Genomic DNA, 25,641 nt, shown 5'->3' with positions numbered 1-25,641 from the left:
AACCTGTATCCTGAATCTCGCATGTCTCCCCGTCTCTGCCCAGCGCAGTGGAAAGGGATTTGGCAATGAATCAGAGTCAACCGGCACCGAAGGTTTTCCTCTCACTGACTTCGCAGGAGGAACATACCCTGCAAAGCCTGCACGCTGTCCTGCGCGAAGGCTCTTCCACGTTTGTGGATGACCTCTACCGCCATTGGATGCAGCGCCCCGGGATGCGAGAACTGGTTGCCGACGGGAAAATGCTGGAGCAGCTCAGGGAGGTGCACGCCAGCTTTCTCGATGCACTGGCAAACGGCGCCTATGGTGAAGCCCGCGCGGAAACCCGCATGAATGCGGATCCACCCCTCAGCCCTCGGCCAAACAGGTACCTCGACGTCTACAGCCACTATGCGATCGAGCTGCTTCAACGGCTCCATGAGATGCCGCTCGGCAGGCAGGAACAGGCTACCGCGCTCCAGGCGCTCATGAAAGTGATTTTCCTGGACATCCGTCTAGCGGCAGATGGCGACGGTGGTGTGCACGGCCATGCACAGACGGTGGCGCTTCGCGATTACAGCGCAGTCCTGCCCCTTCTGCCATACGGCACTCTGGTGATCAATAGGGATCTGCAGGTGGTCTTCTGCAACAAGGCCTTCGCGCAACTCATGGGCAGCACCCCAAGCGCGCTGGAGGGCCGTTCGCTGGCCACCCTCATGGAGGGATCGGACCTGACCACCCTTGCGGAACACGCGCTGAGCGAACACCCCATCCGCCGGGGGGTTCAACTGCTTCCGGTTGAACCCGCGCTGCCGATCCCGGCGATCATCATCGCGCAGCCATTGCGGCACGCGGACAGCGAAGCCCCGCTGTTGCTGCTGAGTGTCACGGATCTGCGCGAGCGCGTTCTGGCGCTGCGCTCAAAGGGGCTGCAGCGGGGACAGTACGTCCGCGCCAATCGCATCAACCGGGACACGGGCGAACGCCAGCAATCCCTGGCGAGGATGGAGCAGTTGGCCTCCTACGATGCGCTGACCGGCCTGCCCAACCGGGTGTATGGTTTGGCACTGGCGCAGCGCCTGCTGGATGACGCCACCGAGTGCGGCCAGCAAGCGGCCATCCTGTTCATAGATCTCGATAAGTTCAAGGAAATCAATGACACCCATGGCCACGCCATAGGCGACCGCGTACTGGCCTCCGCGGCGCGGTATGGCAAACGTGCCTTGGCCGGGCGCGGAGTGCTGGCCCGCCTGGGCGGTGACGAATTCATGGTGGCCGTCCCTCTGACTGACCAGCACGGTGCCATGGCCGTGGCAGAGCGGGTACATAAAACCCTGAAACAGCCCCTTTGGGTCGGAGGTCTCGAGTTTGAGTTGGGCGCCAGCATCGGCGTCGCCCTGTACCCGGATCACGGCAAGCGCCTGGACGATTTGCTCCGGTGCGCCGACACCGCCATGTACCGGGCCAAGAAGCAAGGCAGCGGTTGCCTGATTTACAACGAGGAAATGGGCCTGCAGGTGCAGCGGCGCGTCGAACTGGGAGCGCGGCTGGCCACGGCACTGTATTCATCGTCGCTGGAATTGCATTTCCAGCCCAAGGTGGATATCACCACGGGCCAGTTGCGCGGCGTGGAGGCTCTGGCGCGCTGGCACGACCCCGAATGGGGCTGGGTCGATCCGACAGAATTCATCCCCGCCGCCGAGGAGCGCAGGTTGATCACCGCGCTGGGCGAATGGAGCCTGGAAGAGGCCGCGCGCCAGTGGCGCGTCTGGCACGATGCAGGCGTGGAGAATCCTCCCCCATTTCGGTCAATGTATCGGTCATTCAGTTGATGAACGACAACTTCGCCGAGCGCACCCTGGAGCTGGTGCGCATGCATGGCGTGGAGCCGGGAGTGATCGAGCTGGAAATCACCGAATCGGCGTTGATGCTGGACTACGACAAAGCGCAGCGCGTGGCTTCGCGCCTGGTGGATCTGGGCTTTTCGCTTGCCATCGATGACTTCGGCGCAGGCTACTCCTCTTTGGCCCGGCTGCACGACTTGCCGGTCTCCAAGCTCAAGATCGACATGTCCTTCGTGCGTGGCATGCTCACCCTGCCGCGCAGCCTCGCAGTGGTCACCGCCGTGATCAAGATGGCCCGCGCGCTGAAATTGCGGACCGTGGCGGAAGGCGTGGAAACACCAGAGCAGTTGGAAAAGCTGCGCGGCCTGCGTTGTGACGAAGCCCAGGGTTATCTGTTTGCCAAAGCCCTGCCTGCTGCAGAGTTCGAACGGGACTGGCTGTTTGGGCTTTGAAGCCAGCTCCCTTCCTGGCAAGCCTTATAATTCACGAACTCGTCATTGGGGAGTAGCTGACCTGCGCAATGCAGGGGCTCGCGTCAACACACTTGGCCCACAGGCCATGGCGCGCGCAGCTTTATAGCCTGGCAAGACCATTGACCACACTGCCTCCGGATCGGGCCGGGGATGTCGTGTGGTCTTTGTATGTCCGGCCCAAAAAAATCCCACATCATGGAAGCATTTCTCGTATCCACCGGCGTTGTCCTGTTCGGTGAAATGGGCGACAAGACCCAATTGCTGGCGATCATTCTTGCCGCCACGTTCCGAAAGCCCTGGCAGATCGTCGCCGGCATTTTCACGGCCACTGTCGTCAATCACGCGGCTGCAGGCGCTGTGGGCGGCTGGGTCGCTCAAGCCCTGGGGCCGGATATTCTTCGCTGGGCGATCGGCATCTCCTTTCTTGCCATGGCCGCATGGATGATGATTCCCGACAAGATCGATGACGACGCGGCAAAAACCAAGCATACCTTCGGCGCCTTCGGCACGACGGTGCTGACCTTCTTCCTGGCAGAAATGGGCGACAAAACCCAGATCGCGACCGTGGCCTTGGCCGCGCGCTACCCGGACGTGGTGCAGGTGGTCATGGGAACGACGCTGGGCATGATGCTGGCGGACGCACCGGCTGTCTTTCTCGGCGACAAGATCGCCAAGAAGGTATCAATGAAACTCGTTCATACGGTGGCCGCCGCCATTTTTGGCGTTCTTGGGGTGTTGACGTTGCTCAATGTGGGAAATTTGTTCTAAGAACGTGTTCACGATCTAACACGTCCCTCTGTGGCTCGGGGGTTACTCCTGGGCCGCTTTTTTCCAGGCTTGCGCCGCGGCCGCCACGTCACCCCGCTGTTCGGCCAGTTCCGCAAGCGCGCGCCAAGCGCTGCGGCGAAGGCTGCCGTCCCTCAGATGGCGCACGGCTTGTGACAGCAGCAGCTGTGCCTTGCCCCATAGCTGCCGATGCAGACAGGCCATGCCGGCCAGATATTGCAGGGTAGCGTCACGCGGGTTGGCTTGCTGAGCGGCTTCAATGCGTGCGAGCCAATCGCGGTCGCCCAACTCGTCGGACTGGGCCATGCCCGCCTCAAGCACGCGCACCAGGCGAACCCCATGCGCATCGGCAAAGGCATCGGGCAGCGTCAGCATCTGCTCCCATACGGGACGGAGCCAGTCGCGCACGAGCTCGCCCTCCCCGCCGAGAGCCATCATGCGTTGAGCCGCGCGCAGAGCCAACTCGGGCATGGCACGTTCATTCGCGTCCAGCGAGGCCCAGATGGATTGCAACTGGGCCGGATCGTGCGCGGTATCGATCAGCTCGCTCGCCAGGCTGCGCAACAGGCTGCGCGCGGCTTCGGACGAGAAAGCCCGGTGCTTGGCCAGCAAGCGCGCCGTTTCCAGGGCGGCAGCGCTTTGACGTGCTTGCCGCGCCGCCTTCAGCTTGATGCGCAGGGCCAGCGTACGCCGGCTGGCCCCTTGCGGCAGCCGGTCGAGCCAAGCCAGCGAGGCTGAAGGATCATGATCGTCAAGCGCCCAGCGCGCCGCGCGCATGTGCAGGCCTTCGCGCAATTCCTGCGGCGCCGAGCTGCCGGCCGCGGCGTCCAGCGCTTGCTGCAAGTGCGTATCGCGCAGCGCATTGTCCTGTAGCGAATGGGCACTGGCAGCGGCCGTCAGGTGGGCCAGCGCGCGCAAGGTGGGCGCCTGGGGCAGCGTTTCACCGGAAGCCGCCATGGATTGCTCCCGCGCGAGCGCGTCTTCTGCGGCCTTGCGCCCCCTGAGATAGCGTCCGGCGGAAAGCTGGACCATGCCGTCGAGCAACTGCGCATGGGCGGCGCGCTCACGCTGCTGAGCCCGCCAGCGGCGCGCCTGGCGCGGCAATTCGAGCACGGCGGCCAGTGTGCGCAAAGCCGCATAGAGCAACACGAAAAGCAATGCCAACACCAGCAGCACCAGATTAGCAGACAGATCCACCCGATGCGGCGGCCAGAAGATGGTGACAGTGCCTTCGTTGTCGCCCGCGAACAAGGCCAAGGCCACGGCCATCGCGAACAATCCAACCAACCAGAGTACGGCGCGCATGGCGTTCTACTTCTCTCCGGACGGGGTATTGGCCGCCGAAGCAGCCGCACTCAGGGCCATCAGTGTTTCATCCACCCTGGGCAGATCGGCTGATTTGGTCGAAGCCTGGATCTGCTGCAGCAAGGTAGCTGCTGATTGGGTGCGGCGCGAGGCAGGATCGAAATACGAGCCCATGGCGATCTGCGCCGCCGTGAGGTCTGCCCGCGCAGCTTCATATTGGCGGGCCAATATGGCCAGACGCGCCCCCTGCAAGCGCAGCTTCAGGTTCTCCCGCAGGAAGAACACCTGTTCGGGGCTCATCATGCTGGCCTCGGGCCGCTCGATGCGGCTCACGCGCAGCAACTTGCGGGCCTCGTCGGACACGACCAAGCCCCATTTGGCCCACCAACCGCTGGCAGGTTCCCTGGCGGCGTCCCGGGAGGGCTTCTCGCCCCGCCCGCGGCCAACGTCGTTGCCAGCCGGCAACTCGTCTATCTGCCGCAGCAACTGGTCTATCTTGGCCAGCAAGCCGGCGGTATCGGGGATGTTGGCCGCCCTGACACGCTCCAGGTCGCGCGCCACCGCTCGCCCGACAGGGGCCAGTCGCGGATCGCCCGAGCGCGCCACCCGCCGCTCGGCGGTGCGCAATGCCGCCAGCAAGGGCTCGATACGGCCTGTGAGCTGCGTCTGGTCTTGTGCCACGTTGACTGCGGCCTCCAGATCGACCGCCAGATTTTCATCACGCGTGCGGGCCACGCTCTGGATCATGTCATCGAGCTGTGCCCGGTAAGCCGAGAGATCGCCGATGCGGGTGTCGAGAATGGCGACCTTGGCCGCTGTATTGCGCACAGTTTCCTCGGCCTGCCGGGCCAGCGTGCGAGCCTCCACCGCGCGGGAACCTGCCTCGGCGCTCTGCCGCGCCAATTGCTCCTGCATGCCGGAAAGCTTTTGCCACAGCGATGCACTGACGCCAAGCGCCACCGCAGCCAGCACCCAGGCCACCACCATGCCCGTGGGCACCGAAGCGGCACTGCTGCGCGCCACCGCAGCTGGCGCCGCGATGGGAGGCGCCGGAGGGTGCACGGGCGAGCCCACTGAGGCGGTCACGGATGCGGCTGGTGCGGGAGGCGGCAAAGCAGACGGCGATTCGTCGTTCATGAAAGTGATTCTATCGACGCGGCCACGGCTTCCAGCGTCGGCCTCGCCTGCATGACCTGCCCGAAGCCCGCTTTCCGTGCGGCCTGATCAATCCGCTCGTGCGTGGCAATGGCGCGCGCGGCCGACCAATCCCGCGCTGGCAGCAGCCGCTGTAGATTGGCGATGGCCTCGGAGCTGCTGAACAGCCACACGCTGCCGTCCGCCGTGGCGCTTTCAGCCAGATGGTGCTGAACTGGATCCAGTGTTGGTAATGCGCGACAGTAGGCCGCCACCTCCTCCACCATGACCCCGGCGGCCCGCAATTTCGCGGCCAGCCAATCGCGTCCTGCGACCCGTCCTTGCACATCGGCACCACGCACAATCAGCACGCGCTGCCCTTCCTTCGCCTGCGGCTCTACCTGGGACCACAGCGCCTCTGAGTCAAACTGCGGCGCGTCGTGCGCAGGCGCATCGATAGCCCAGACCGGCCAGCCTGCCTGCTCCAGCACCCCTGTGGTGCCAGGGCCTGGCGACCAAGCCCTGGCCCTGGCAATCGTTCGGACCACATCGGCGGGCTCCATGGCCTTGAGCCCCGCCGATGCACCAAGAAGCCCTCGCACAGCATTGCCGCTGACAAACATCACCGCCGCATAGCTGCCAAGCCCCTGCCGAGCCACCGCCAAGGGAGCCACCTCAGGAGGAGGTGCAATATCGATCAAAGGGAGCGCCTGCACATCGAATCCGAGCGCGGCCAAGCCTTGCACCCAGTGGACAGCCTCTCGTGCCGGGCGAGTGACTAAAACGCGCATAGATGTCCAGGGCACTCTGGATGACGCGCCCTAACTCGCACCGCCTGACCGAAGTTCAGCGGCCACGCGTTCGCCCAGGGCTGCCGCGGCTGCGATATCTGCGGCCTCCGCAGTGCCCTGCGCGGTGACCAGTACCGGCGTTCCTTCAGGATCGCCCCAGGCCGCGCGCAAATGGATCTGCCCACCCTTCAGCGTGGCGTGCGCCGCCAGCGGCATGGAGCAGCTTCCGCCCATGGCACGGCTCACGGCCCGCTCGGCGGCTACCGCGAGCCAGGTGGTTTCATCGGCCAGGGGCGCCAGCGCTTGCGCGACATCGGGGCGGGCGGCCTTGATCTCGATGCCCAACGCGCCCTGTCCGGCGGCAGGCAGCATTTCCTCCGTGCTGAAGGCATGGCGGATCCGCTGCGCGAGCCCCAATCGCTTCAAGCCCGCGGCGGCCAGCACGACGGCCGCATACTGGCCTTCATCCAGCTTGCGCAGCCGCGTATCCAGGTTGCCGCGCAGGGGTTCAATCCGCACATCGGTCCGGCCCATTTTTGACAGCATGGCGCGCAGCAGCACGGTACGCCGCAGGCTGGAAGTGCCCACCACCGCATTCGGGGGTAGATCCGCAGGCGTTGCACAGCCGGCTGACACCCAGGCATCGCGCGGATCTTCGCGCTCCATCACGCAAGCTAGTTCGAACCCGTCCGGCAGGTCCATGGGCACGTCTTTCAGCGAATGCACGGCGATATCGGCTCTGCCTTCTTCGAGAGCGGTTTCGAGCTCCTTCACGAACAGGCCCTTACCGCCCACCTTGCTCAGGGTACGGTCAAGGATCTGATCGCCCCGCGTGGTCATGCCCAGCAGAGTCACTGCATGACCGCGCTCTTCCAGCAACGCCTTGACGTGCTCGGCCTGCCATAGGGCCAGGCGGCTTTCACGGGTAGCAATGGTGATAGGTAAGGCTGCAGACATAGAAACGAAACGATCGGGGAAAGTGACGATGCTATCGCATGCACGCGCGCCGGGTTACTCCCCTAGCGCCTCACGCACTGCAGGCAGTTGGCGCCGAGAAACGAGAAGCGGCTCGTCGATGCCCGCCAGGCGCACGGCCCAGCTTTCGCTCTCCTCGCTTTCATCGTCCGCATGGTGGCGCACGAGGGCCCGGATGGCGTGGCGGGCGACCAGCGCATTGCGGTGGATGCGCAGAAAGCGGCCTGGGTGCTTTTCTTCCAACTGGCTCAGGCTGCCATCGAGCAGGTGGCTCGCCTTGGCGGTGCGCACCGTGACATATTTGAGCTCCGCCTTCAGGTAAAGCACCTCCGGCAGCGGTACCCGGATCGTGCTGCCGCGCTCGGCGATCAGCAGCCATTCAGACTCTGGTTCAGGTGCCTCATCCCCTTGCGGGGGCGCAACAGGTTCGCCATGCGCTCGGCCTTCTGCAAGGCGGCCTGCAGCCGCTCCAGGCGCACGGGTTTGGTCAGATAGTCCACTGCCTCAAGCTCAAAAGCATTCACGGCGTATTCCGCATGAGCCGTCACGAAAATCACCAGCGGCGGTTCAGGGAGTTGCCGCAAAGCGCCGGCCAACTGAATGCCGTCAGCACCGGGCATATGGATATCCAGCAAAACCAGATCGAAACGCTGACGCTGCACCCATTCCAGCGCCTGGGCGGCATTGGCGGCCTCCCCTGCCGCCAATGCTTGGGGCTGGCGGCAATCGCCCAGCAGCGTGCGCAGGCGCGAACGGGCAAGTGCCTCGTCGTCAACGATCAATACTCGCAGAGTCACGGGTTGGCTTCTTTCATTTGATTCGCGGGCCGAGCGCAGCGATGGCCCGAGCCGCGCCGCCGGGAGCAATCCCGGCCTCCGACCTTCGGGAAATGACAGCTGGTCATTAAAAAACGCAGCCTGCCAATCAATCTACACCCCCTGGCACAGGCACCTCAATCCGCGCCTGATAAACCTGCCCCACCATCGCCGTACGAAACCCCCCTTCCATATCGTGCAACAGCTTCAACCGATCCCGCACATTAGCCAATGCAATCCCATGGCCCGGCCGACCCTGCCCCGCCGGCACCGTATTAGCCACCTTGATCACCGCCATCTGCCCCCGCAGCTCGGTAGACACCCGCAGCTGCGCGCCCGTGGCGCTGGGCTCCACCCCATGCTTGACCGCGTTCTCCACCAACGGCTGCAGAATGAGCGGCGGCAGTCGGGCCAGATGCGCCCGTTCATCCAGCACCCACTCGATGCGCAGGCGATCGCCAAAGCGCACTTGTTCGATCTCCAGGTAGCGGCGTGCCAGCGTGAGTTCCTGATCGAGCGTCGAGCTTCCTTGATGTTCAATCAGGGCGTGATGGAAAAGCTCTGATAGATCCTCCAGAACCATTTCCGCCTTGGCGGGCTCCTCTCGCACCAACGCAATAGCCGTATTCAGCGTATTGAACAGAAAATGCGGCCGAATGCTGGATTGCAGCTGAGCCAGCCGCGCCGCGGTGGCCGCCGGCAACCGGCTGCGCACACGCCAGGCCAACGCCGCCACCAGCCCGGCCGCCAGCAGTGCCCCCGTGCACGCGCTGGCCAGCCAGTTGGGCTGCTCGAACAGCCCCAGGAGCGCCAGCATGCCGCAGGCATAAAGCCCCGCCACCATACCGAGCGCCACGCCAGCCGCATACTGGCCCGCCAGCGGCAGCCTGGCGATCTGCCGCTTGGCCATACAGCCCACCACCAGCCACAGCAGCGTGGCGGGAAGCGCCCCGCCTGTGATCAAGGCCACACGAGCCAGCCAGTCGGAGAAATCGCTCGCGGGATACATCAGCGCCACGGCCAACACCGCCTCCACATAAAGCACGGCACGCAGGATCACACTGACCTGGCAGACATCAAAAACCAGCGGCCGGGCAGCCGGCACAGCCTTGCGGCGCGGGCTGCCGGCGTCGAAGGTCGATAGAATTTGCGGATCTTTCATGGCGCGGACGACAATCCTACAGGCCCTTTGCCCTTGTTTACACACTCCGTCACAGCGCCGCCTCGCTTTAGCTCACACCCCCTATGTCCACCAATCAATTCGACAAGAAATCCCAGGCTTGGTCCGCGCTGTTCTCAGAGCCCATGAGCGAGCTCGTACAACGCTATACCGCCAGCGTGGATTTTGACCAGCGCCTGTGGCGCGCAGACATCACGGGCAGCCTGGCTCACGCCGAAATGCTGGCCGCCCAGGGCGTGATTACCGAGCAAGACCGCGCCGAAATCGAGCGCGGCATGACGCAAATCACCCAGGAAATCGAATCCGGCGGTTTCGAGTGGAAGCTGGCGCTGGAAGATGTGCACCTGAACATCGAAGCCCGCCTCACGCAGCTGATCGGCGACGCCGGCAAGCGCCTGCATACCGGCCGCAGCCGGAACGACCAGGTCGCCACCGACATCCGTTTGTGGCTGCGCGGCGAGATCGACCTCATCTCCAGCCTGCTGCGTGAGCTCCAAGGGGCGCTGATCGAGGTCGCTGAGAAGAACATCGACGTGATCCTGCCCGGCTTCACCCACCTGCAGGTGGCTCAGCCCGTCAGCTTCGCGCACCACCTGCTGGCCTATGTGGAAATGTTCTCGCGTGATGAGGCCCGCATGGCCGACGTGCGCCGGCGCGTGAACCAGCTGCCGCTTGGCTCGGCCGCCCTGGCCGGCACCACCTACCCGCTGGACCGCGAGCGCGTGGCCCGCACCCTGGGCATGGAAGGCGTCTGCCAGAACAGCCTGGACGCCGTGAGCGACCGTGATTTCGCCATCGAATTCTCCGCCGCCGCCGCGCTGGTCATGGTGCACGTGAGCCGCCTCTCTGAAGAGCTGATCCTGTGGATGAGCCAGAACTTCGGTTTCATCAGGATCGCTGACCGCTTCACCACCGGCTCGTCCATCATGCCGCAGAAGAAGAACCCGGACGTGCCCGAACTCGCACGCGGCAAGACGGGGCGCGTGGTCGGCCATCTCATGGGCCTGATCACCCTCATGAAAGGCCAGCCCCTGGCCTATAACAAGGACAACCAGGAGGACAAGGAACCCCTGTTCGACACCGTGGATACGCTGCGCGACACGCTGCGCATCTTCGTGGAGATGATCGCCGGCCAGCTTGACGCGCAAACCGGTACACGGCAGGGCGGCATCACGGTCAATGCGGAGGCCATGGAACAGGCAGCGCTGAAAGGCTACGCCACGGCGACGGATCTGGCGGACTACCTGGTGAAAAAGGGCCTGCCCTTCCGCGATGCCCACGAAACCGTGGCGCATGCCGTCAAGGCCGCGCAATCGCACAACTGCGATCTTTCCGAACTGCCGCTCTCGGCACTTCAGGGGTTCCACCCCAGCATCGAGAAAGATGTCTATGACGTGCTTTCGCTGCGCGGCAGCCTGAACGCCCGCAATACCCTGGGCGGCACGGCGCCGGTGCAGGTGCGCGCGCAGATCGCACGGCACCAGGCCAGGCTTCAGTCGGCCTCCGGCACCTGATTGCACCGGATTTCCGGTCTCTCACCGGCGCCTTGACATAGCCCAGCGCCGGGCACTGAAACACAATGGCCGCCTGTTGGGCTTGGCCGTGCTCGGCTTCGCTGCGCTCAACCCAACCTGCAGTTCCGCAGTCATCGGTATTTGCTAATCTACGGGCGAACGCCTCCGGAGTCCCGCATGTCCACTCGTCTCAATTCTCGCCATGGCGCTCGTGCGCTCGCGCTGTCGGCTGCCTTTGTGGCCTTCGGCGCGCAGGCACTCACCATCACCAGCGTGACCCCACAGGGCGAAGTGGCCCAGGTCAGGCAACTGGTCGCCAAGTTCAACGAGAACGCGGTCAATTTTGGCGATCCCAAGGCGCCGCCCCCTCTCAAGCTCAGTTGTGACAACGCCGCGGCCTCGCGCGGCCAGGGACGGTGGAACAGCGCGCGGGAATGGGTATATGAGTTCGCAAGCGATCTGCCGCCTGGCGTGAGCTGCCGCGCCGATGCAGTTCCTGACTTCAAATCAGGCGCGGGCACCCCTCTCACGGGCACCGCCAGCTTCAAGTTCAATACCGGCGGCCCTTTCGTTCAGCGCATCAGCCCCTCCACCTACCAGCCCATCGAGGAAGAGCAGGCTTTCATACTGCGCCTGAATGGCGCCGCCACACCCGACAGCGTGCGCAGCAATGTATGGTGTGCCATCGATGGCGTGGGCGAGCGCGTACCGGTGCGCCTGATCGAGGGGAATGCGCGCACCGCCCTGCTCAAGGCGATTGGCAGCGAACAGGAAGCGGCCAAGGATCCCCAGCGTTTCCATGCGCTGACATGCAACCGGCGGCTCACGCCGGCCACGCAAGTTCAATTGGTGTACGGCGCGGGCGTTGCCACGCCCAGCGGCATCGCCAACACGCATGAGCGCCGCTTTACCTACAAGGTACGGGAGCCCTTTACCGCCAGCATCAGTTGCGAGCGGGAAAACGCGCAGGCCGACTGCATGCCGATCCGGCCGATCAGCCTGAACTTCAGCGCGCCGGTGCCTCGCCAATTGCTGGAATCGGTGCGCTTGCGTTCCGACAAGAACGAATACAAGCCCAACCTTGACAGCAGCGACGCCGATGCGCTCATCGAGCGTGTCGAGTTTCCAGCCCCACTGCCTGAGCGCACGGCCCTCACGCTGGCCCTGCCCTCCAGCCTCAAGGACGCCAGCGGCAGGCCTTTGAGCAATGCAGCCAGTTTCCCGCTCGAGGTCGCCGTCGGCCCGATGCCGCCCCTGGCCAAGTTTGCCGCGGCGCCGTTCGGCATCGTGGAGCGCTTTGCAGAGGGGCCGGACAGCCAGCCTCTGCTCCCCATTACCGTGCGCCACGTCGAAGCTGATCTGAAGGCCAGCGCGCTTGAGATCAGCAGCATGCAGCCCAGGAGCGATGCCGACATCATCACCTGGTACCGGCGTGTGCAACGCTACGATGAATTCTGGGTTTCGCGCGCGCTGGCCGCCAAAGACCTGGGCCGCCCGCTCCCACCCCGGTGGACAATGAGAGCAAAGGCATGGTGCAGCCGCGCATGCTTTCGCTGCTGGCGGGCGCGAAGGACGTGCAGGCGTTGCAGGTGCCCCCCACGAAAGAGGCCTCCAAGGACGGGCAAGCCATGCGCCCCTTCGAAGTGGTGGGCATTCCCCTCAAACCAGGGTTCCATGTGGTGGAAGTCGCCTCAAAGAGCCTGGGCCAGTCGCTGCTGGATGCCAAATACGGCGAAGCCCGCACCATGTATGTCCGCAGCTCGGCCCTGGTCACCAATCTGGGCGTGCACTTCAAGCTGGGGCGGGAGAATGCCCTGGCCTGGGTCACCTCGCTCGACAAAGGGCTGCCGGTGGCCGGTGCCACGGTACGGGTCTCTGACTGCAATGGCCGCGAACTGGCCAAGGGCACGACTGATCAGGAAGGCATTGCGCGCTTCAAGGATCTGCCGCCCGATGCCCCCTCCTGCCAGACCGAAGGCAAGGGCTACAGCGACTATTTCAGCCAAGGCTACTTCGTCAGCGCCCGTGCCACGCAAGAAGGCGTTGAAGACCTGGCGTTTACCTGGTCCTCCTGGCAGAAAGGGATCGAGCCGTGGCGCTTCAATGTGCCCACGAGCCGCGACGACAAGCCTGACGTGCGGGCGCACAGCGTGCTGGACCGCACTCTGCTGCGCGCCGGTGAAACGGTGTCGATGAAGCATCTGCTGCGCACGGAAACCGGCGAAGGTTTCGGCTTGCCCAAGGACAACCCAGACACGCTGGTGATTACCCACGTCGGCAGCGGACAGGAATATACCCAACCGCTGGCCTGGCGTACTACCAAAACCGGCGGGCGCAGCGCGGAAAGCAGCTTCGCCATTCCTCAAGCGGCCAAGCTCGGTGTCTATCAGGTGTCGCTGCGGCAGGCATCTGACAAGAACAACGGCGGCGAAGGCGGCCGCAGCTTCGACACCGGCCAGTTCCGTGTAGAAGAGTTCCGCCTGCCGGTGCTGCAGGGCCGCGTAAGTCCCGCGAGCCAGGAACCGCTGATCGCCACGCCCAGCGTGCCCGTGAACGTGCAGGTGAGCTATGTGGCTGGCGGCGCCGCGGGCAACCTGCCCGTGCGCGTCTCAGCGCTCACACGCGCCAAGAACCTGCAATTCACTGACTACGATGAGTTCCGCTTCGATGCGCCCCGCCCGCGCGGCAGTCAAGGAAGCAGCCAGGAAAGCGGCAGCGAGGGCGAAGAAGAATCCGCTTCTCGCGAAGACCAGCGTGTGGTCGCTGACAAGCTGGCGGTCACGCTCGACCGCAACGGCAGCGGCCAGGTCACGATCGAGAAACTGGCCACCCCTACCCGCCCGCAGGATCTGCTCATCGAAGCCACTTACGCCGACCCCAATGGCGAAATCCAGACTCTGCGCGGCAACGGCACGCTCTGGCCGGCCGGTGTGGTGGCGGGCATCAAGACAGAGGGCTGGGTATCGGCCAGCCAATCAGTCCAATTGCAGGCGCTGGCGCTCGATCTGACCGGCAAGCCCAAGGCTGGCGTGCCGCTCGATGTGAAAGCCATCGCCCGGATCACCACCACCAGCCGCAAGCGCATGGTGGGCGGTTTCTATACCTACGACAACCGCACGGAAACCAAGGATCTTGGCACCGTCTGCACTGGTAAAAGCGATGCGCGCGGCCTGCTGACCTGTGACGTGAAAATGACCCAGCCCGGTGAGATCGAGCTGGTGGCCACCGCGCACGACGACAAGGGCCGTGCCATCGAAGCGGCCAGCTCCGTCTGGGTAACCAAACAGGGAGAGCTGTGGTTCGGCGGCGAAAACCACGACCGGATGGACGTGGTGCCCGAGAAGAAGTTCTACCAGCCCGGCGACACAGCGCGCTTTCAGGTACGCATGCCCTTCCGCTATGCGACGGCGCTGGTGGCCGTGGAGCGCGAGGGCATCGTGAAAACCCAGCTCGTGCATCTGCGCGGCGACGATCCGACGGTGAACCTGAAAATCGAGGAAGGCTGGGGTCCGAACGTGTATGTCAGCGTGCTGGCATTGCGCGGCCGCCTGCGCGATGTGCCGTGGTACAGCTTCTTCACCTGGGGCTACAAGGCGCCGCGCGAATGGTGGCAGGCCTTCTGGCACGAAAGCAAAGACTATGTGGCCCCCACCGCGATGGTGGATCTCAGCAAGCCGGCATTCCGCTTGGGAATGGCCGAGATCCGGGTTGGCACCAGTGCCAACCGGATCGAAGTCGCGGTGAAAGCCGACAAGGAAAGCTACCCGGTGCGCGGCAAGGCCCAGGTCACGATCACGGCCAAGCTGCCGAACGGCCAGCCGGCGGCCAACGCCGAAGTGGCGCTGGCCGCGGTGGATCAGGCTCTGCTGGAATTGGCGCCCAACAACAGCTGGAATCTGCTGGAAGCCATGCTGCAGCGCCGCTCCTGGGGCGTGGAAACCGCCACGGCGCAGATGGAGATCATCGGCCGCCGCCACTATGGCCGCAAGGCCGTACCCACCGGCGGTGACGGCGGCGGGCGGAACCCCACGCGGGAATTGCTCGACACGCTGCTGCTGTGGAATCCGCGTGTGCAACTGGACGCCCAGGGCCAGGCCGTCGTGGAAGTGCCGCTGAACGATGCGCTCACCACCTTCCAAGTGGTCGCCGTGGCCGATGCCGGCACGGGCCTTTTCGGCACGGGCAAGACCGCGATCAAGGCCACGCAGGATCTGCAGATCATCAGCGGTTTGCCCCCGCTTGTACGCGAGGGCGATCAGTTCAAGGCCATGCTGACCTTGCGCAACACCACACAGAAGGAAATGAAGGTTGAAGTGGCGCCGCGCGCCACGCTGCTGGAACTTCAAGCCCAGACCATCCAGATCCCCGCGGGTGAATCGCGCGAGTTGCAATGGGACGTGACCGCACCGCAGCAGTTGGCCGCTACGCGTGCCCAGGCTTTGATCTGGGAGATCGAAGCCAAGGACAGCGCCGGCTCCGCGCGGGATGCGCTCAAGGTGAGCCAGCGGATCATCCCTGCCGTGCCGCTCAAGGTGCAGCAAGCCACCCTGGTACAGCTTGAAGGCCCCTACACACTTGATGTGGCCCCCGCCGACGCCCTGCCCGCCTCCGGCGAGAAGCGCGGCGGGATTCAGGTGGCTTTGCAGCCCAGCCTGGCGGAGGGCATGCCAGGCGTGCTCGACTGGTTCGCGCGCTACCCCTATGCCTGCCTGGAGCAAAAGACCAGCAAGTCGATCGGCTTGCGCGACGCCAAGCTGTGGGAGCAGACGGCAGCGCAATTGCCGGCCTATCTGGACAAGGACGGTCTGGCCAACTACTTCCCGCCGCAAAGTGGCAGTGCCGATCGCGGCAGCGATGTGCTGACCGCCTGGCTGCTCGCTGCCACGCATGAGGCCAGCCAGCTCAATCCAGCCTTCGCCCTGCCGGACGGGCCGCGCGCGCAAATGATCAACGGCCTCACACAGTTCGTCGAGGGCAAGATCGAGCGTAAATTCTGGTCGCCTCGCAATGACCTGGACGTACGCAAACTTGCGGCCATCGAAGCGCTGTCGCGCTACGGCGCCGCCAAGCCGTCCATGCTGGGGAGCTTGACGATCGCCCCCAACCAATGGCCGACCAGCGCCGTGATCGACTGGATCAGCATCCTCAAACGGTTGCCTTCGGTACCCAACAAGGCTGCCCAGATGGAAACGGCCCAGCAGATCCTGCGTGCGCGCCTCTCCACCCAAGGCACCCGGCTCGCTTTCAGTACCGAGCAGGATGATTACTGGTGGTGGCTGATGACCAGTGGCGATGTCAACAGCGCGCGCCTGCTGCTCACAGTGATGGACGATCCCGCCTGGAAGGACGATCTGGGCCGCCTGGTCAGCGGCTTCATCGCCCGCCAGCAAGGAGGTGCATGGAACACCACGACCGCCAACCTGTGGGGAGGATTGGCGCTGGAAGAGTTTTCAAGGCAGCATGAATCGGTGCCCGTGGCCGGCCAGACTCAGGCCGCGCTCGGTGCCGCCAGTGCGGTGATCGATTGGGCCAAGGTCTCCCGCGTCAAGAGCGGCGACAGCCAGGGCGCCGCGCACCAATCCAGCGTATTCGGCGCGCCTTCCACGCCCGGCCAGTTGACGAACAACACCGCCCTGCTCCCTTGGGGGGATGCCCAGCCGGGCGCCAAGCAAGCACTGACGGTCACCCATACCGGCAGTGGCAAGCCCTGGCTGACCCTGCAGTCGCTGGCAGCGGTGGAGTTGAAGGCGCCGTTCGCCTCCGGCTACCAGATCAAGAAGATCGTGACGCCCGTCGAGCAGGCCAACAAGGCGTTGCCCGCGGGGCAATATACGCGGGGCGACATCCTTCGTGTGGCACTGGAAGTCACGGGCAGCAGCGACATGACCTGGGTGGCGGTGACCGACCCCGTGCCGGCTGGCTCCACGATTCTCGGCAGCGGCTTGGGACGCGACTCCCAGATCGCCACGCAAGGTGAGGAGCGCGGCGGCCGGGGATGGCCGGCCTTCGAAGAGCGCAGCTTCGAGTCTTTCCGCAGCTACTATGAGTACCTGCCCAAAGGCACGGTGAAGGTCGAATACACCCTCCGGTTGAACAACAGCGGCGTCTTCAGCCTGCCGCCGAGCCGGGTGGAAGCGCTGTATGCCCCCGAAGTGTTTGGCGAAGCGCCGAATGGGAAAGTGAGCGTGCAGGCGCCGTAGGGGCGCTCCACCCATCCCTACCCATCCATATGGTGCAGCTTCATGCGCTCCCAGGCTGCACGAACCGCAGCGTTGGCTTCCTTCCAGTCAAGGCGTGAGTCGCCGCGGTAGATATGCCACTCATGCGCCAGGGCGCTCTCATGATCCTCGTAGTTGCGATCTGGGTGCTTGGCGGCCGCATCGAGCCCCGCGGCGTATGCGGGGCCGTAGTCTTCGTAGGTGTACCCCTCTCGGTAGTATGGTTCGCTTTCGTATTTCTCACGCCAATAGGCATGATGCGTTTCCAGCGTTTCCGCCAATTTATTATCCTGCTTGGTCATGATGATTTCTCCTAGGCTGAGCAATCTCCCCAAGAAAAGGCTACGCCTCATGTATCGCGATGGCTGTAGGACAAGCACGTCAGAGCGTGTTCGAGCCGTCCACACCCTGGTCCGCATGGTGCTCGCCGCCCTCGCCATGGGGGCAGCCGCGGTCAGCCACGCCATCGGTTTCGAAGAAATCCGGCAAGCGTATCGGCCATCCGAAACACTCGTGCTCGACCGCCATGGTGAGACACTGCAACGCGTGCGTACGGATATGACGGTACGGCGCGGGCCTTGGGTACCTCTGGACGGTATCTCACCGGCCTTGCGCATGGCGATGGTGCTCTCCGAGGACAAGCGCTTCTATGAACACTCCGGCGTCGACTGGCGCGCCGTCTCGGCCGCGGCCTGGGCCAACCTCTGGAACAAGCGCACACGCGGCGCCTCCACGCTCACGATGCAGTTGGCGGGCCTGCTGGACGATGATCTGCGCCTGGGGAACGGTGGGCGGAATCTTCAGCAGAAAATCGGCCAGGCCGTGACAGCCACCCGCCTGGAATCCAGTTGGCGCAAGGATCAGATCCTGGAGGCCTATCTCAACCTAGTGCCTTTTCGCGGCGAACTGGTCGGCATCGATGCCCTTTCGCGCACCTTATTTGACAAAGCCCCCCATGGACTGAACGAGAGCGAAGCCGCGCTGGCGGCGGCGCTGGTGCGCTCGCCCAACGCCCAGCCTGCCGCGGTGGCCAAACGCGCATGCGGCGTGCTCAAGGAAATGCGTGGCCCCAAGGTGCCCACGGATTGCCTGGTGCTCGACATGCAGGCGGAAATTGCCCTGTCTCGCCGCGCATTTACCGCCAGCGAAGGCATTGCGCCCCACTTGGCCCGCCGCCTCTTGGCCTCTTCACGGGAAGGAGAAGCCCAGGTGCGCAGCACGCTCGATGCCCGCCTGCAGCGCCTGGCGCTTCAGAGCCTTCAGCAGCACGTGAAGGAATTGCGCGGACGCCATGTGGAAGACGGCGCCGTGATCGTGCTCGATAACGCCAGTGGTGAGGTTCTGGCCTGGGTAGGTTCCACAGGCGCCTTGAGCGCCGCGGCCGAGGTCGATGGCGTACTGGCGCAACGCCAACCGGGCAGCACACTGAAGCCTTTTCTCTACGCCCAGGCTTTTGCCGAGCAGCGGTTGACGGCCGCCTCCCTGCTCGACGACTCGCCGGCCTACCTGCCAACCGCCAGCGGGCTGTATATCCCCCAGAACTACGACCGGCAGTTCAAGGGCTGGGTATCGGCGCGCACGGCGCTGGCTTCCTCGCTCAATGTGCCGGCAGTGCGCACCCTGGTCATGGTGTCTCCGGAGCCGTTTGCCCGGCAGTTGCGCGCCCTCGGAATCGCCTTGAAAGAAAACGGAGACTACTATGGCTACAGCCTGGCACTGGGCAGCGCTGAAGTCTCCCTGCTGCAGCTCACGAACGCCTATCGCGCCCTGGCCAACGGAGGACGCTTCAGCCCGGCCACCTTCAAGCCCTCGGTCCCTTCACCTGCATCTACGCCGGCGTTCACGCCCGCGCTGGACCCTCGTGCGGCCTTCATCGTGACCGACATCCTGAGCGACCCGAACGCGCGCGCCCGGACCTTTGGGACCGACTCCATTCTCGCTACACGTTTCTGGACGGCCGTGAAAACCGGCACCAGCAAGGACATGCGTGACAACTGGGCCGTGGGCTACAGCCAGCGCTATACAGTCGGCGTGTGGGTGGGCAATGCCAGCGGCAAACCCATGTGGGACGTCAGCGGCACCAGCGGAGCCGCCCCCATATGGGCTGCCTTGATGCGAGAGCTGCATGCCCGCACACCCTCGCAGGCGCCACGCCCTCCTCCGGGCGTGTTGAAAACGGCCGTCAATTTTGGCGACCAGCTCGAAGCGACCCGCAGCGAATGGTTTCTGGCCGGTACTCAGCAGCCGCTTTTCGCGGTCCATACGGCGCCCTCGCTGTCATCCTCCAAGCAGGCGGCCCGCGCTAAAGACTCTGAGGCCCCCGCAGTGCCGCCGCGCATTCTGAGCCCACAGGACGGCACCATCCTGGCTCTGGACCCGGACATTCCGCCGGCGCGCCAGCGCCTCACACTGACCGCCGACGCCGGCAGCGCCAACCCGGCCGATCTGCGTTGGGTGATCGGAAAGCGGGAAATAGGAAAAGGGCCGCAAGCCCAATGGCTCCCCTGGCCAGGACGCCACACCGTTCAATTGCGTGACAAGGGAGGTGCCGTACGAGATGAGCGGCGGCTGGAAGTGCGCGGCGCGGGGGTGAAGGGACTCACCGAACGGAAGTAGGTTGGGCATCGCTTCGCTCAGCCCAACCTACAGGTTCAGCCGAAATCCAGCTACCCAGGCGCATCGCGCTGTGCCAGCGTCTGCGATGCCTGTTTCGCGGCTTCGGCCACCAGGGAGGTAAGGCGCCGCAACCCGCGCGCCCGAATGCGTGCAGCCGGCCCTGAGATGCCGACTGCCGCCACCACACGGCCGCTGGCGATCATGACCGGCGCGGCGATACCCCAGACACTGCTGCGCCACTCGCCCCGGTTGATGGCATAACCCTGCTGCCGCACACGCGCCAGTTCGTTGGCCAATTGGGCGGTGTCGCCAATGGTGCTGGATGTGAAAACCTGAAGCTTGCGCACCGTCAGCAGATCCGTCGGCTGGGCTTCCCGCCATGCCAGCAGCACCTTGCCGGTGGCCACGCAATAGGCCGGTGCCCGCCCGCCCACCACCGAATAAGCCCGCACAGGTTCAGGGCTATCGAGCTTGTCTATGTAAACCACCTCGTCGCCACTCAATACGGACAGGTGCACCGTCTCGTTGCTCTTGCTCAACAATTCACGCATGGCCGGCGCGGCAGCCTCCCGGAAATCGAGCTTATGCAGCGCTTGCGCACCCAGCTCCCAGACCTTGAGCGACGCCCGGTAGTTGCCGCGCCCGCCTTCATTCACCGCATAGCCCATCTCCACGAGAGCTTGCAGCAAGCGATGAACGTTGCTGCGCCCCACGTTCAGTTCGGCCGCCAATTCACTGACCCCCATGGCACCATCGCGGGCGGTCAGCAGCTCCAGCACCCGCAAACCCTTGACCAGCGTGTTGTTCATGCCGCCTCCTCGCACACCGCTTTTCCCACGGCTAAATCACACCAGAAGTTCATACTCGTTCCAGAATATAGAAAATTGGATTTGTAATATAGAACGGGATAGCATATCGCGTACATCATGCAACATCAATCTTCCCGGGACTCCGAGACATCCCAAGCCGAGCAGTTGAACGCCTCATCCTGCTCCTCTTCCCCTCTGCGCTACACCGCGACGCACTGGGGCGTCTATGAAGCCGTCGGCAGCGGCAGTGCCATGCGTTTGCAGGCCTTCTCACGCGATCCTTCCCCCTCTCCCATCGGCCTGTCGATGCTGGAGGCCGCGCGGGGTCCTGTGCGGGTCCGCCGTCCGGCCGTGCGCCGGAGCTGGCTGGCCAGCCGGCGCGGCGATGCCCCCGAGACGCGGCGCGATCTGCGTGGCCAGGAGCCGTTCGTCGAGGTGGAATGGAACGAGGCGCTCGATCTCATCGCGGCGGAAATCGAGCGCGTGCGCACCGCGCATGGCAACAGCGCGATTTTCGCAGGCTCCTACGGCTGGTCCAGCGCGGGGCGTTTTCATCACGCCCAAAGCCAGGTACACCGGTTCTACAACTCCGTTGGCGGCTATGTGCGCCATGCCGACTCCTACAGCCTGGGCGCGGCGCGTGTGCTGATGCCGCACATCGTCGCGTCGATGGAGGAGTTGTTCGGCCTGCATACCAGTTGGCGCGTCATGGCAGAGCACACCCGCCTCTTCGTGACCTTCGGCGGCGTGCCCGCCAAGAACGCGCAAGTGGCCTCAGGCGGCGCGACCGAGCACCTGGTGCCCAGCGGGCTGCGCAGCATGGCGGAAGCCGGCGTACGCTTCATCAATATCAGCCCTGTGCGCGATGACATCGACACAGGGGGCGACGTGGAGTGGATTCCCATCCGCCCGGGCACCGACACGGCCCTTTTGCTCGCAGTGGCTCACACGCTGCTACAGGAGGGTCTGCATGACCCCGCTTTCCTGGCAAGCCACTGCGTGGGATTTGAACGCGTGGCACCGTATCTCCTGGGGCAAACTGATGGGCAGCCGAAAGACGCAGCCTGGGCCGCAGGCATTACCGAAGTTCCCGCGGAACGCATCATCGCCCTGGCGCGTGAAATGGCGGCCACGCGCACCATGCTCAACGTGGCGTGGTCGCTGCAGCGCTCGCACCATGGCGAGCAGCCCTTCTGGGCCATGGTCACCGTCGCGGCGATGCTGGGACAAGTGGGCCTGCCGGGTGGCGGATTCGGCGTGGGTTACGGCACCACCAACGCCCTGGGCAACGACAACGCCAAATTCAGCGGCCCCACCCTCCCGCAGGGCAGCAATGCCGTCCGTTCGTTCATTCCGGTGGCCCGCCTGACCGATATGCTGGAGAACCCAGGGGGCAGTTCCATTACAACGGCGCCAGCCACACCTATCCAGATATCCGCTTGATCCATTGGGCTGGCGGCAACCCTTTCCACCACCACCAGGACCTCAACCGCCTGCTGGCCGCCTGGCAGTCCAAGCCTGAGACCATCGTGGTCAACGAGCAATACTGGACCCCCACGGCCAAACTGGCGGATATTGTGCTGCCCGCCACCACCTCACTGGAGCGCGAGGACATAGGCTATGCGTCGCGCGAGCGCTTCATGATCGCCATGAAGAAGGTCCTCGAGCCGGTAGGCCAGGCCCGCGACGACTACGACATCTTCGCCGCCCTTGCCGAACGCCTGGGCGCAACAGACACCTTCACTGAAGGGCGTACCAGCGCCCAGTGGCTGTCCTGGATGTATGAAGAATCCCGTCCACGCGCCTCTCGCGGGGGGCGTCCCTGCCGCCGTTTGAGGAATTCTGGGAGCGTGAACTGCTGGATCTGGCGCAGCCGGAGGCTGAAGTGAACATGCTCGGCGATTTCCGCGCCGATCCTGCCGCGCACCCCCTGCGCACACCCAGCGGCCGCATAGAGCTGTTCAGCGAGCGCATCGCCAGTTTCGGCCATGCCGACTGCCCCGGCCAGGCCGTCTGGCTGGAGCCCATCGAATGGCTGGGCAGCGAGAAAGCGAAGCGCCACCCATTGCACTTGCTGAGCGATCAGCCCTTCACCAAGCTCCATAGCCAGCTTGATCATTCCGCCTACAGCCGCGACAACAAGATCGCCGGACGGGAACCCATCACGCTGTCGCCTGCCGACGCGCGAGCACGCGGCCTGGCGGATGGCGAGATCGTACGCGTGTTCAACGATCGCGGCGCCTGCATTTGCGCGGTGCGTCTGTCTGACGACATCCGGCCGGGCGTGGTCAAGCTCTCGACAGGGGCTTGGTTCGACCCCCAGGAATGGAAATCCGCTGGTGCCGGCAATGTGGAAAAGCACGGCAACCCCAATGTGTTGACGCTCGATATCGGCGCGTCCAGCCTTTCGCAAGGCTGCATTGCACAGACCTGCCTGGTGCAGATCGAGAAGCTGACAAGCCCGCCACCGCCTGCCACGCCATGGATTCTTCCGCAGTTTGAAACCTGAGCGCGTTCAAGGAATGTGCTCACGGTTTGCCCCCGAGACAACGCCCAGCCCACGAAAAATTGAAAAATGAGTAACGCGACAGATCTTTCGGCCGACCCCGTCCAGCAAGCCAGATCACTGGCTCCCCTGCGCGAATTCCTGGCCACCACCACCCGCATCGTTGAACAGGAACAGCCCGAGCACGAGCGCGTGGAAGCCGTGCGCGCCGCCCTGGCCAAGCTGATTGCCAACGACACCTGGCTGCCGGAGTCCGCGGCGCAGCCTCACCCTGAGCACTACCAGCAGTATCTGCTGCACTGCGACCCACTGGAACGCTTCAGCGTGGTCAGCTTCGTCTGGGGCCCCGGCCAGCGCACGCCGGTGCACGATCACATGGTGTGGGGCCTGATCGGCATGCTGCGCGGTGCGGAGACAGGCCAAAGCTACAAGCGGGAGGCCGATGGCACGCTCGTGACTGTGGGCGAGCCCGTCACGCTGTCTCCTGGCGATATCGAGATGGTGTCGCCGAACACCGTGGATATCCATCAGGTGTCCAACCTCTACGACAACCGCACGTCCATCAGCATCCATGTGTACGGCGGCAACATCGGCGCCGTGGCCCGCCATGTGTTCGATCCCCACAGCGGCGCGGTCAAGAATTTCGTTTCGGGCTACTCGTCGCCCAGCATGCCCAACCTGTGGGACGTGTCGCACATCGTACGCGCCGGTCTTCAAAAGGAAGCGGCGTGATCGAGTTCGCACGCGCCGACCAGATCGCGGTGGCCACGCTCGCGCAGCCCGCGCGCGGCAATGCACTGTCAGAGTCCATGGTCGAGGACTTGATTGCCCGGATCTCCGAATGCATCGCCGATGGCTCCACCCACACGCTGGTGCTCAACTCGACCGGCTCGCATTTCTGCACGGGCTTCGATCTCGGCACCCAGCCACCCCCTCCACAAGTTGCACCGGAGAGCCAAGCCGAAGGCACCCGGAGCCTCGCCGCCACGGACGGGCCGCTGCTGTGGCGCTTTGCACGCATCGAGCACCTTCTGTCTCTCTTGTGGAATGCACCCCTGCGCACGGTAGCCATCGCGCAAGGCCGCACCTGGGGAGCCGGTGCCGATCTGTTTGCAGCCTGTGATCTGCGCTACGCCACCGCGCAAACCGAATGGCGCTTTCCTGGCGCGGGCTTCGGACTGGTGCTGGGCACTCGGCGGCTGGCCAGCCTGGTTGGTCAGGGACGCGCCATGGACTGGGTAGCGCACGGTCGACGCATCGATGCCACGAATGCCATGAGCGCCGGGTTCGCCACCGGGTTGCTGGAAGACCCCATCCAATGGCGCGAACACCTGCCCTTGCTGGCCGTGGACCGCTCCACCTACGCGCAACTCAAGGCCGCTACTCGTCCTGACTTCAACCAGGCTGATCTGGCGGCTTTAGTGGGCTCCGCCGCCCTGCCGGGCCTGGCTGACCGGCTGGAGAAATACAAGAACAGCAGCAAGCCACGCAAGTAACACTCGCATCCGTCATTCCCGCGCAGGCGGGAATCCAGTGCCTCCCGCGGGCGCTGCCGCTGGATTCCCGCCTGCGCGGGAATGACGGTGAAAAAACCGACCGCTATTTGAGCTTTAGCTATTCCGAGCTTTCATTTTCTAGCCCAAGGAGACACCATGAAAAAACCTGAACGCCTACGCCTGCTGGCCCCGCTGGCCGTCATGTTCCCTTCGCTGCTCACCAGCACGAAAGCCGCCGCGCAGGCCGCCTGGCCTTCCACGCCGATCCGCATGGTGGTGCCTTTTCCGCCTGGCGGCTCCTCGGACATTCTCACCCGGTTGGTGTCCGACCACATGGCCAAGCTCCTGGGCGCCACCATCTTCATCGACAACAAGCCCGGCGGTACCACGCAGGTGGGCACTGAATACGCTGCCAACGCAGCGCCTGACGGCAATACGCTGCTGATGGCCGCGATGACCAGCTTCACCCAATTGCCCCACCTGCGCAAGCTGAACTACAACCTGGACAGCTTTGAATGGGCTGGCGGTGTGGCCGACTACATCGCGGTGATGGCCGTGCGTAAGACACTGCCCATCAAAGACATGAAGGAGTTCATCGCCTACGCCAAGGCGAATCCGGGCAAGCTCAGCTTCGGTTCCGCGGGCGAGGCCTCCGCAGGCCACGTGTTCGGGCTCACGCTGGCACGCGACACCGGCATCAAGGTACTGCACGTGCCCTATAAGGGTTCGGTGGCAGCCGTCAACGGGCTGGTGGCCGGCGAGATTGACTTCATCATCGACGGCGCCGCGACGCCCATGGTCAAGGCCGACCGGATCCAGCCGCTCTCGGTGTTCTACAAGCGCCGCCACCCCGACCTGCCGAACGTGCCCACGCTCAAGGAAACCGGCTTCGAGATCACCCAGGCGAAAAGCCCTGGCTGGGGCCTGGTAGCCCCCAAAGGCACCCCCAAGGCCATCATCACCCGCCTGGCCGATGCGCTGCACAAGACGCTCGAAGCCAAGGAGGTGCAGGACGCCCTGGCGCGCGCCAACACCATCGCAGCCTGGATGCCCACGGAGGAATTCAGGAAGTCCGTCCTCGAAGACCAGAAGATGTTCGCGGAACTGCTGCCCGCCATCGGGGTCCGCGGCAACTGATCTGCTTCTCTTCCTGCGCGCCATCGTCATTCCGGCGCAAGCCGGCATGACGATGCCTTTCTCCCC

Annotated in this window: 18 protein-coding genes, 2 pseudogenes and 1 riboswitch; of the genes and pseudogenes, 12 read left to right on the top strand and 8 right to left on the bottom strand. The window is 64.5% G+C overall.

Features of this window, described 5'->3' with window-relative positions; genetic code table 11:
• Positions 1-65 precede the first annotated feature (65 nt).
• The 3 genes from WJU18_RS15035 to WJU18_RS15025 all read left to right on the top strand — a co-directional run bounded on the left by WJU18_RS15035 (position 66) and on the right by WJU18_RS15025 (position 3,061).
• A complete protein-coding gene (locus WJU18_RS15035) occupies positions 66-1,808 on the top strand; it encodes a diguanylate cyclase domain-containing protein (RefSeq protein WP_423460810.1) in 1,743 nt (580 codons plus the stop codon).
• Positions 1,808-2,272 carry an EAL domain-containing protein gene (locus WJU18_RS15030; protein WP_423460809.1) on the top strand — a complete coding sequence of 155 codons (465 nt, stop codon included), beginning with the start codon at positions 1,808-1,810 and terminating at the stop codon, positions 2,270-2,272. The genes WJU18_RS15035 and WJU18_RS15030 overlap by 1 nt, the downstream gene beginning before the upstream one ends.
• Positions 2,273-2,307: 35 nt before the next feature.
• A riboswitch (yybP-ykoY riboswitch) is annotated at positions 2,308-2,478 on the top strand.
• Between the two features lie 10 nt (positions 2,479-2,488).
• Positions 2,489-3,061, top strand: a complete 573-nt coding sequence (locus WJU18_RS15025; protein WP_423460808.1) for a TMEM165/GDT1 family protein — start codon at positions 2,489-2,491, stop codon at positions 3,059-3,061.
• A 42-nt stretch (positions 3,062-3,103) separates the two neighbouring features.
• Here the strand turns inward: WJU18_RS15025 and WJU18_RS15020 are convergent, their stop codons facing one another.
• The 6 genes and pseudogenes from WJU18_RS15020 to WJU18_RS14995 all read right to left on the bottom strand — a co-directional run bounded on the left by WJU18_RS15020 (position 3,104) and on the right by WJU18_RS14995 (position 9,261).
• Positions 3,104-4,384 carry a heme biosynthesis HemY N-terminal domain-containing protein gene (locus WJU18_RS15020; RefSeq protein ID WP_423460807.1) on the bottom strand — a complete coding sequence of 427 codons (1,281 nt, stop codon included), beginning with the start codon at positions 4,382-4,384 and terminating at the stop codon, positions 3,104-3,106.
• Positions 4,385-4,390: 6 nt separating this feature from the next.
• Complete coding sequence (locus tag WJU18_RS15015) at positions 4,391-5,521, bottom strand: uroporphyrinogen-III C-methyltransferase (RefSeq protein ID WP_423460806.1); 1,131 nt, start codon at positions 5,519-5,521, stop codon at positions 4,391-4,393.
• Positions 5,518-6,309, bottom strand: coding sequence for a uroporphyrinogen-III synthase (locus WJU18_RS15010; RefSeq protein ID WP_423460805.1), 792 nt, complete (start codon positions 6,307-6,309; stop codon positions 5,518-5,520). Before WJU18_RS15010 ends, WJU18_RS15015 begins: the two co-directional genes overlap by 4 nt.
• A 30-nt stretch (positions 6,310-6,339) precedes the next feature.
• Positions 6,340-7,266: a hydroxymethylbilane synthase gene (gene hemC / locus WJU18_RS15005; RefSeq protein WP_423460804.1), complete on the bottom strand. Its 927-nt coding sequence runs from the start codon at positions 7,264-7,266 to the stop codon at positions 6,340-6,342.
• Between the two features lie 54 nt (positions 7,267-7,320).
• Positions 7,321-8,081: pseudogene (locus tag WJU18_RS15000) on the bottom strand (LytR/AlgR family response regulator transcription factor).
• Between the two features lie 127 nt (positions 8,082-8,208).
• On the bottom strand, positions 8,209-9,261 hold the full coding sequence (locus tag WJU18_RS14995; RefSeq protein WP_423460803.1) for a sensor histidine kinase: 1,053 nt from the start codon (positions 9,259-9,261) through the stop codon (positions 8,209-8,211).
• A gap of 83 nt (positions 9,262-9,344) precedes the next feature.
• Here WJU18_RS14995 and argH point away from each other — a divergent pair, with 83 nt between their 5' ends.
• Both argH and WJU18_RS14985 read left to right on the top strand, forming a co-directional pair.
• Positions 9,345-10,793, top strand: coding sequence for an argininosuccinate lyase (gene argH, locus WJU18_RS14990; protein WP_423460802.1), 1,449 nt, complete (start codon positions 9,345-9,347; stop codon positions 10,791-10,793).
• A gap of 177 nt (positions 10,794-10,970) precedes the next feature.
• Positions 10,971-16,993 (top strand): annotated as a pseudogene (locus tag WJU18_RS14985) (alpha-2-macroglobulin family protein).
• Between the two features lie 17 nt (positions 16,994-17,010).
• On the opposite strand, the gene WJU18_RS14980 reads toward WJU18_RS14985, so the two are convergent.
• Positions 17,011-17,313, bottom strand: coding sequence for a hypothetical protein (locus tag WJU18_RS14980; protein WP_423460801.1), 303 nt, complete (start codon positions 17,311-17,313; stop codon positions 17,011-17,013).
• Positions 17,314-17,428: 115 nt separating this feature from the next.
• Between WJU18_RS14980 and pbpC the strand changes: the two genes are divergently transcribed.
• Entirely contained in the window at positions 17,429-19,627 is a 2,199-nt protein-coding gene (gene pbpC, locus WJU18_RS14975; RefSeq protein WP_423461006.1) for a penicillin-binding protein 1C, read from the top strand.
• 50 nt (positions 19,628-19,677) lie between these two features.
• On the opposite strand, the gene WJU18_RS14970 is transcribed toward pbpC, so the two are convergent.
• Positions 19,678-20,436, bottom strand: coding sequence for an IclR family transcriptional regulator (locus tag WJU18_RS14970; protein ID WP_423460800.1), 759 nt, complete (start codon positions 20,434-20,436; stop codon positions 19,678-19,680).
• A gap of 117 nt (positions 20,437-20,553) precedes the next feature.
• On the opposite strand from WJU18_RS14970, the gene WJU18_RS14965 reads away from it, so the two are divergent.
• From WJU18_RS14965 to WJU18_RS14940, 6 genes are all read left to right on the top strand, one after another.
• Entirely contained in the window at positions 20,554-21,879 is a 1,326-nt protein-coding gene (locus WJU18_RS14965; RefSeq protein ID WP_423460799.1) for a molybdopterin-dependent oxidoreductase, read from the top strand.
• On the top strand, positions 21,876-22,325 hold the full coding sequence (locus tag WJU18_RS14960) for a molybdopterin-dependent oxidoreductase (protein ID WP_423460798.1): 450 nt from the start codon (positions 21,876-21,878) through the stop codon (positions 22,323-22,325). The genes WJU18_RS14965 and WJU18_RS14960 overlap by 4 nt, the downstream gene beginning before the upstream one ends.
• A 2-nt stretch (positions 22,326-22,327) precedes the next feature.
• Positions 22,328-22,945: a molybdopterin dinucleotide binding domain-containing protein gene (locus WJU18_RS14955; RefSeq protein ID WP_423460797.1), complete on the top strand. Its 618-nt coding sequence runs from the start codon at positions 22,328-22,330 to the stop codon at positions 22,943-22,945.
• Between the two features lie 66 nt (positions 22,946-23,011).
• Positions 23,012-23,674: a cysteine dioxygenase gene (locus tag WJU18_RS14950; protein WP_423460796.1), complete on the top strand. Its 663-nt coding sequence runs from the start codon at positions 23,012-23,014 to the stop codon at positions 23,672-23,674.
• Entirely contained in the window at positions 23,671-24,438 is a 768-nt protein-coding gene (locus WJU18_RS14945; protein ID WP_423460795.1) for an enoyl-CoA hydratase/isomerase family protein, read from the top strand. Before WJU18_RS14950 ends, WJU18_RS14945 begins: the two co-directional genes overlap by 4 nt.
• Before the next feature lie 156 nt (positions 24,439-24,594).
• Positions 24,595-25,575 (top strand): Bug family tripartite tricarboxylate transporter substrate binding protein, encoded by a 981-nt coding sequence (locus WJU18_RS14940; RefSeq protein ID WP_423460794.1) that lies wholly within the window; start codon positions 24,595-24,597, stop codon positions 25,573-25,575.
• Positions 25,576-25,641 lie beyond the last annotated feature (66 nt).

This window comes from Ottowia sp. VDI28, from assembly GCF_049532675.1.
Classification (GTDB): domain Bacteria; phylum Pseudomonadota; class Gammaproteobacteria; order Burkholderiales; family Burkholderiaceae_C; genus Ottowia.
The sequence above is the reverse complement of the archived record's forward strand: the minus strand, read 5'-3'. Positions and strand labels throughout refer to the sequence as shown.

Excerpts from the sequence above, each read along its gene's own strand:
- WJU18_RS15035 (WP_423460810.1), top strand. The coding sequence starts at position 66 with ATGAATCAGAGTCAACCGGCACCGAAGGTTTTCCTCTCACTGACTTCG.
- WJU18_RS15030 (WP_423460809.1), top strand. The coding sequence starts at position 1,808 with ATGAACGACAACTTCGCCGAGCGCACCCTGGAGCTGGTGCGCATGCAT.
- WJU18_RS15025 (WP_423460808.1), top strand. The coding sequence starts at position 2,489 with ATGGAAGCATTTCTCGTATCCACCGGCGTTGTCCTGTTCGGTGAAATG.
- WJU18_RS15020 (WP_423460807.1), bottom strand. The coding sequence starts at position 4,384 with ATGCGCGCCGTACTCTGGTTGGTTGGATTGTTCGCGATGGCCGTGGCC.
- WJU18_RS15015 (WP_423460806.1), bottom strand. The coding sequence starts at position 5,521 with ATGAACGACGAATCGCCGTCTGCTTTGCCGCCTCCCGCACCAGCCGCA.
- WJU18_RS15010 (WP_423460805.1), bottom strand. The coding sequence starts at position 6,309 with ATGCGCGTTTTAGTCACTCGCCCGGCACGAGAGGCTGTCCACTGGGTG.
- hemC (WP_423460804.1), bottom strand. The coding sequence starts at position 7,266 with ATGTCTGCAGCCTTACCTATCACCATTGCTACCCGTGAAAGCCGCCTG.
- WJU18_RS14995 (WP_423460803.1), bottom strand. The coding sequence starts at position 9,261 with ATGAAAGATCCGCAAATTCTATCGACCTTCGACGCCGGCAGCCCGCGC.
- argH (WP_423460802.1), top strand. The coding sequence starts at position 9,345 with ATGTCCACCAATCAATTCGACAAGAAATCCCAGGCTTGGTCCGCGCTG.
- WJU18_RS14980 (WP_423460801.1), bottom strand. The coding sequence starts at position 17,313 with ATGACCAAGCAGGATAATAAATTGGCGGAAACGCTGGAAACGCATCAT.
- pbpC (WP_423461006.1), top strand. The coding sequence starts at position 17,429 with ATGGTGCTCGCCGCCCTCGCCATGGGGGCAGCCGCGGTCAGCCACGCC.
- WJU18_RS14970 (WP_423460800.1), bottom strand. The coding sequence starts at position 20,436 with ATGAACAACACGCTGGTCAAGGGTTTGCGGGTGCTGGAGCTGCTGACC.
- WJU18_RS14965 (WP_423460799.1), top strand. The coding sequence starts at position 20,554 with ATGCAACATCAATCTTCCCGGGACTCCGAGACATCCCAAGCCGAGCAG.
- WJU18_RS14955 (WP_423460797.1), top strand. The coding sequence starts at position 22,328 with ATGCTCGGCGATTTCCGCGCCGATCCTGCCGCGCACCCCCTGCGCACA.
- WJU18_RS14950 (WP_423460796.1), top strand. The coding sequence starts at position 23,012 with ATGAGTAACGCGACAGATCTTTCGGCCGACCCCGTCCAGCAAGCCAGA.
- WJU18_RS14940 (WP_423460794.1), top strand. The coding sequence starts at position 24,595 with ATGAAAAAACCTGAACGCCTACGCCTGCTGGCCCCGCTGGCCGTCATG.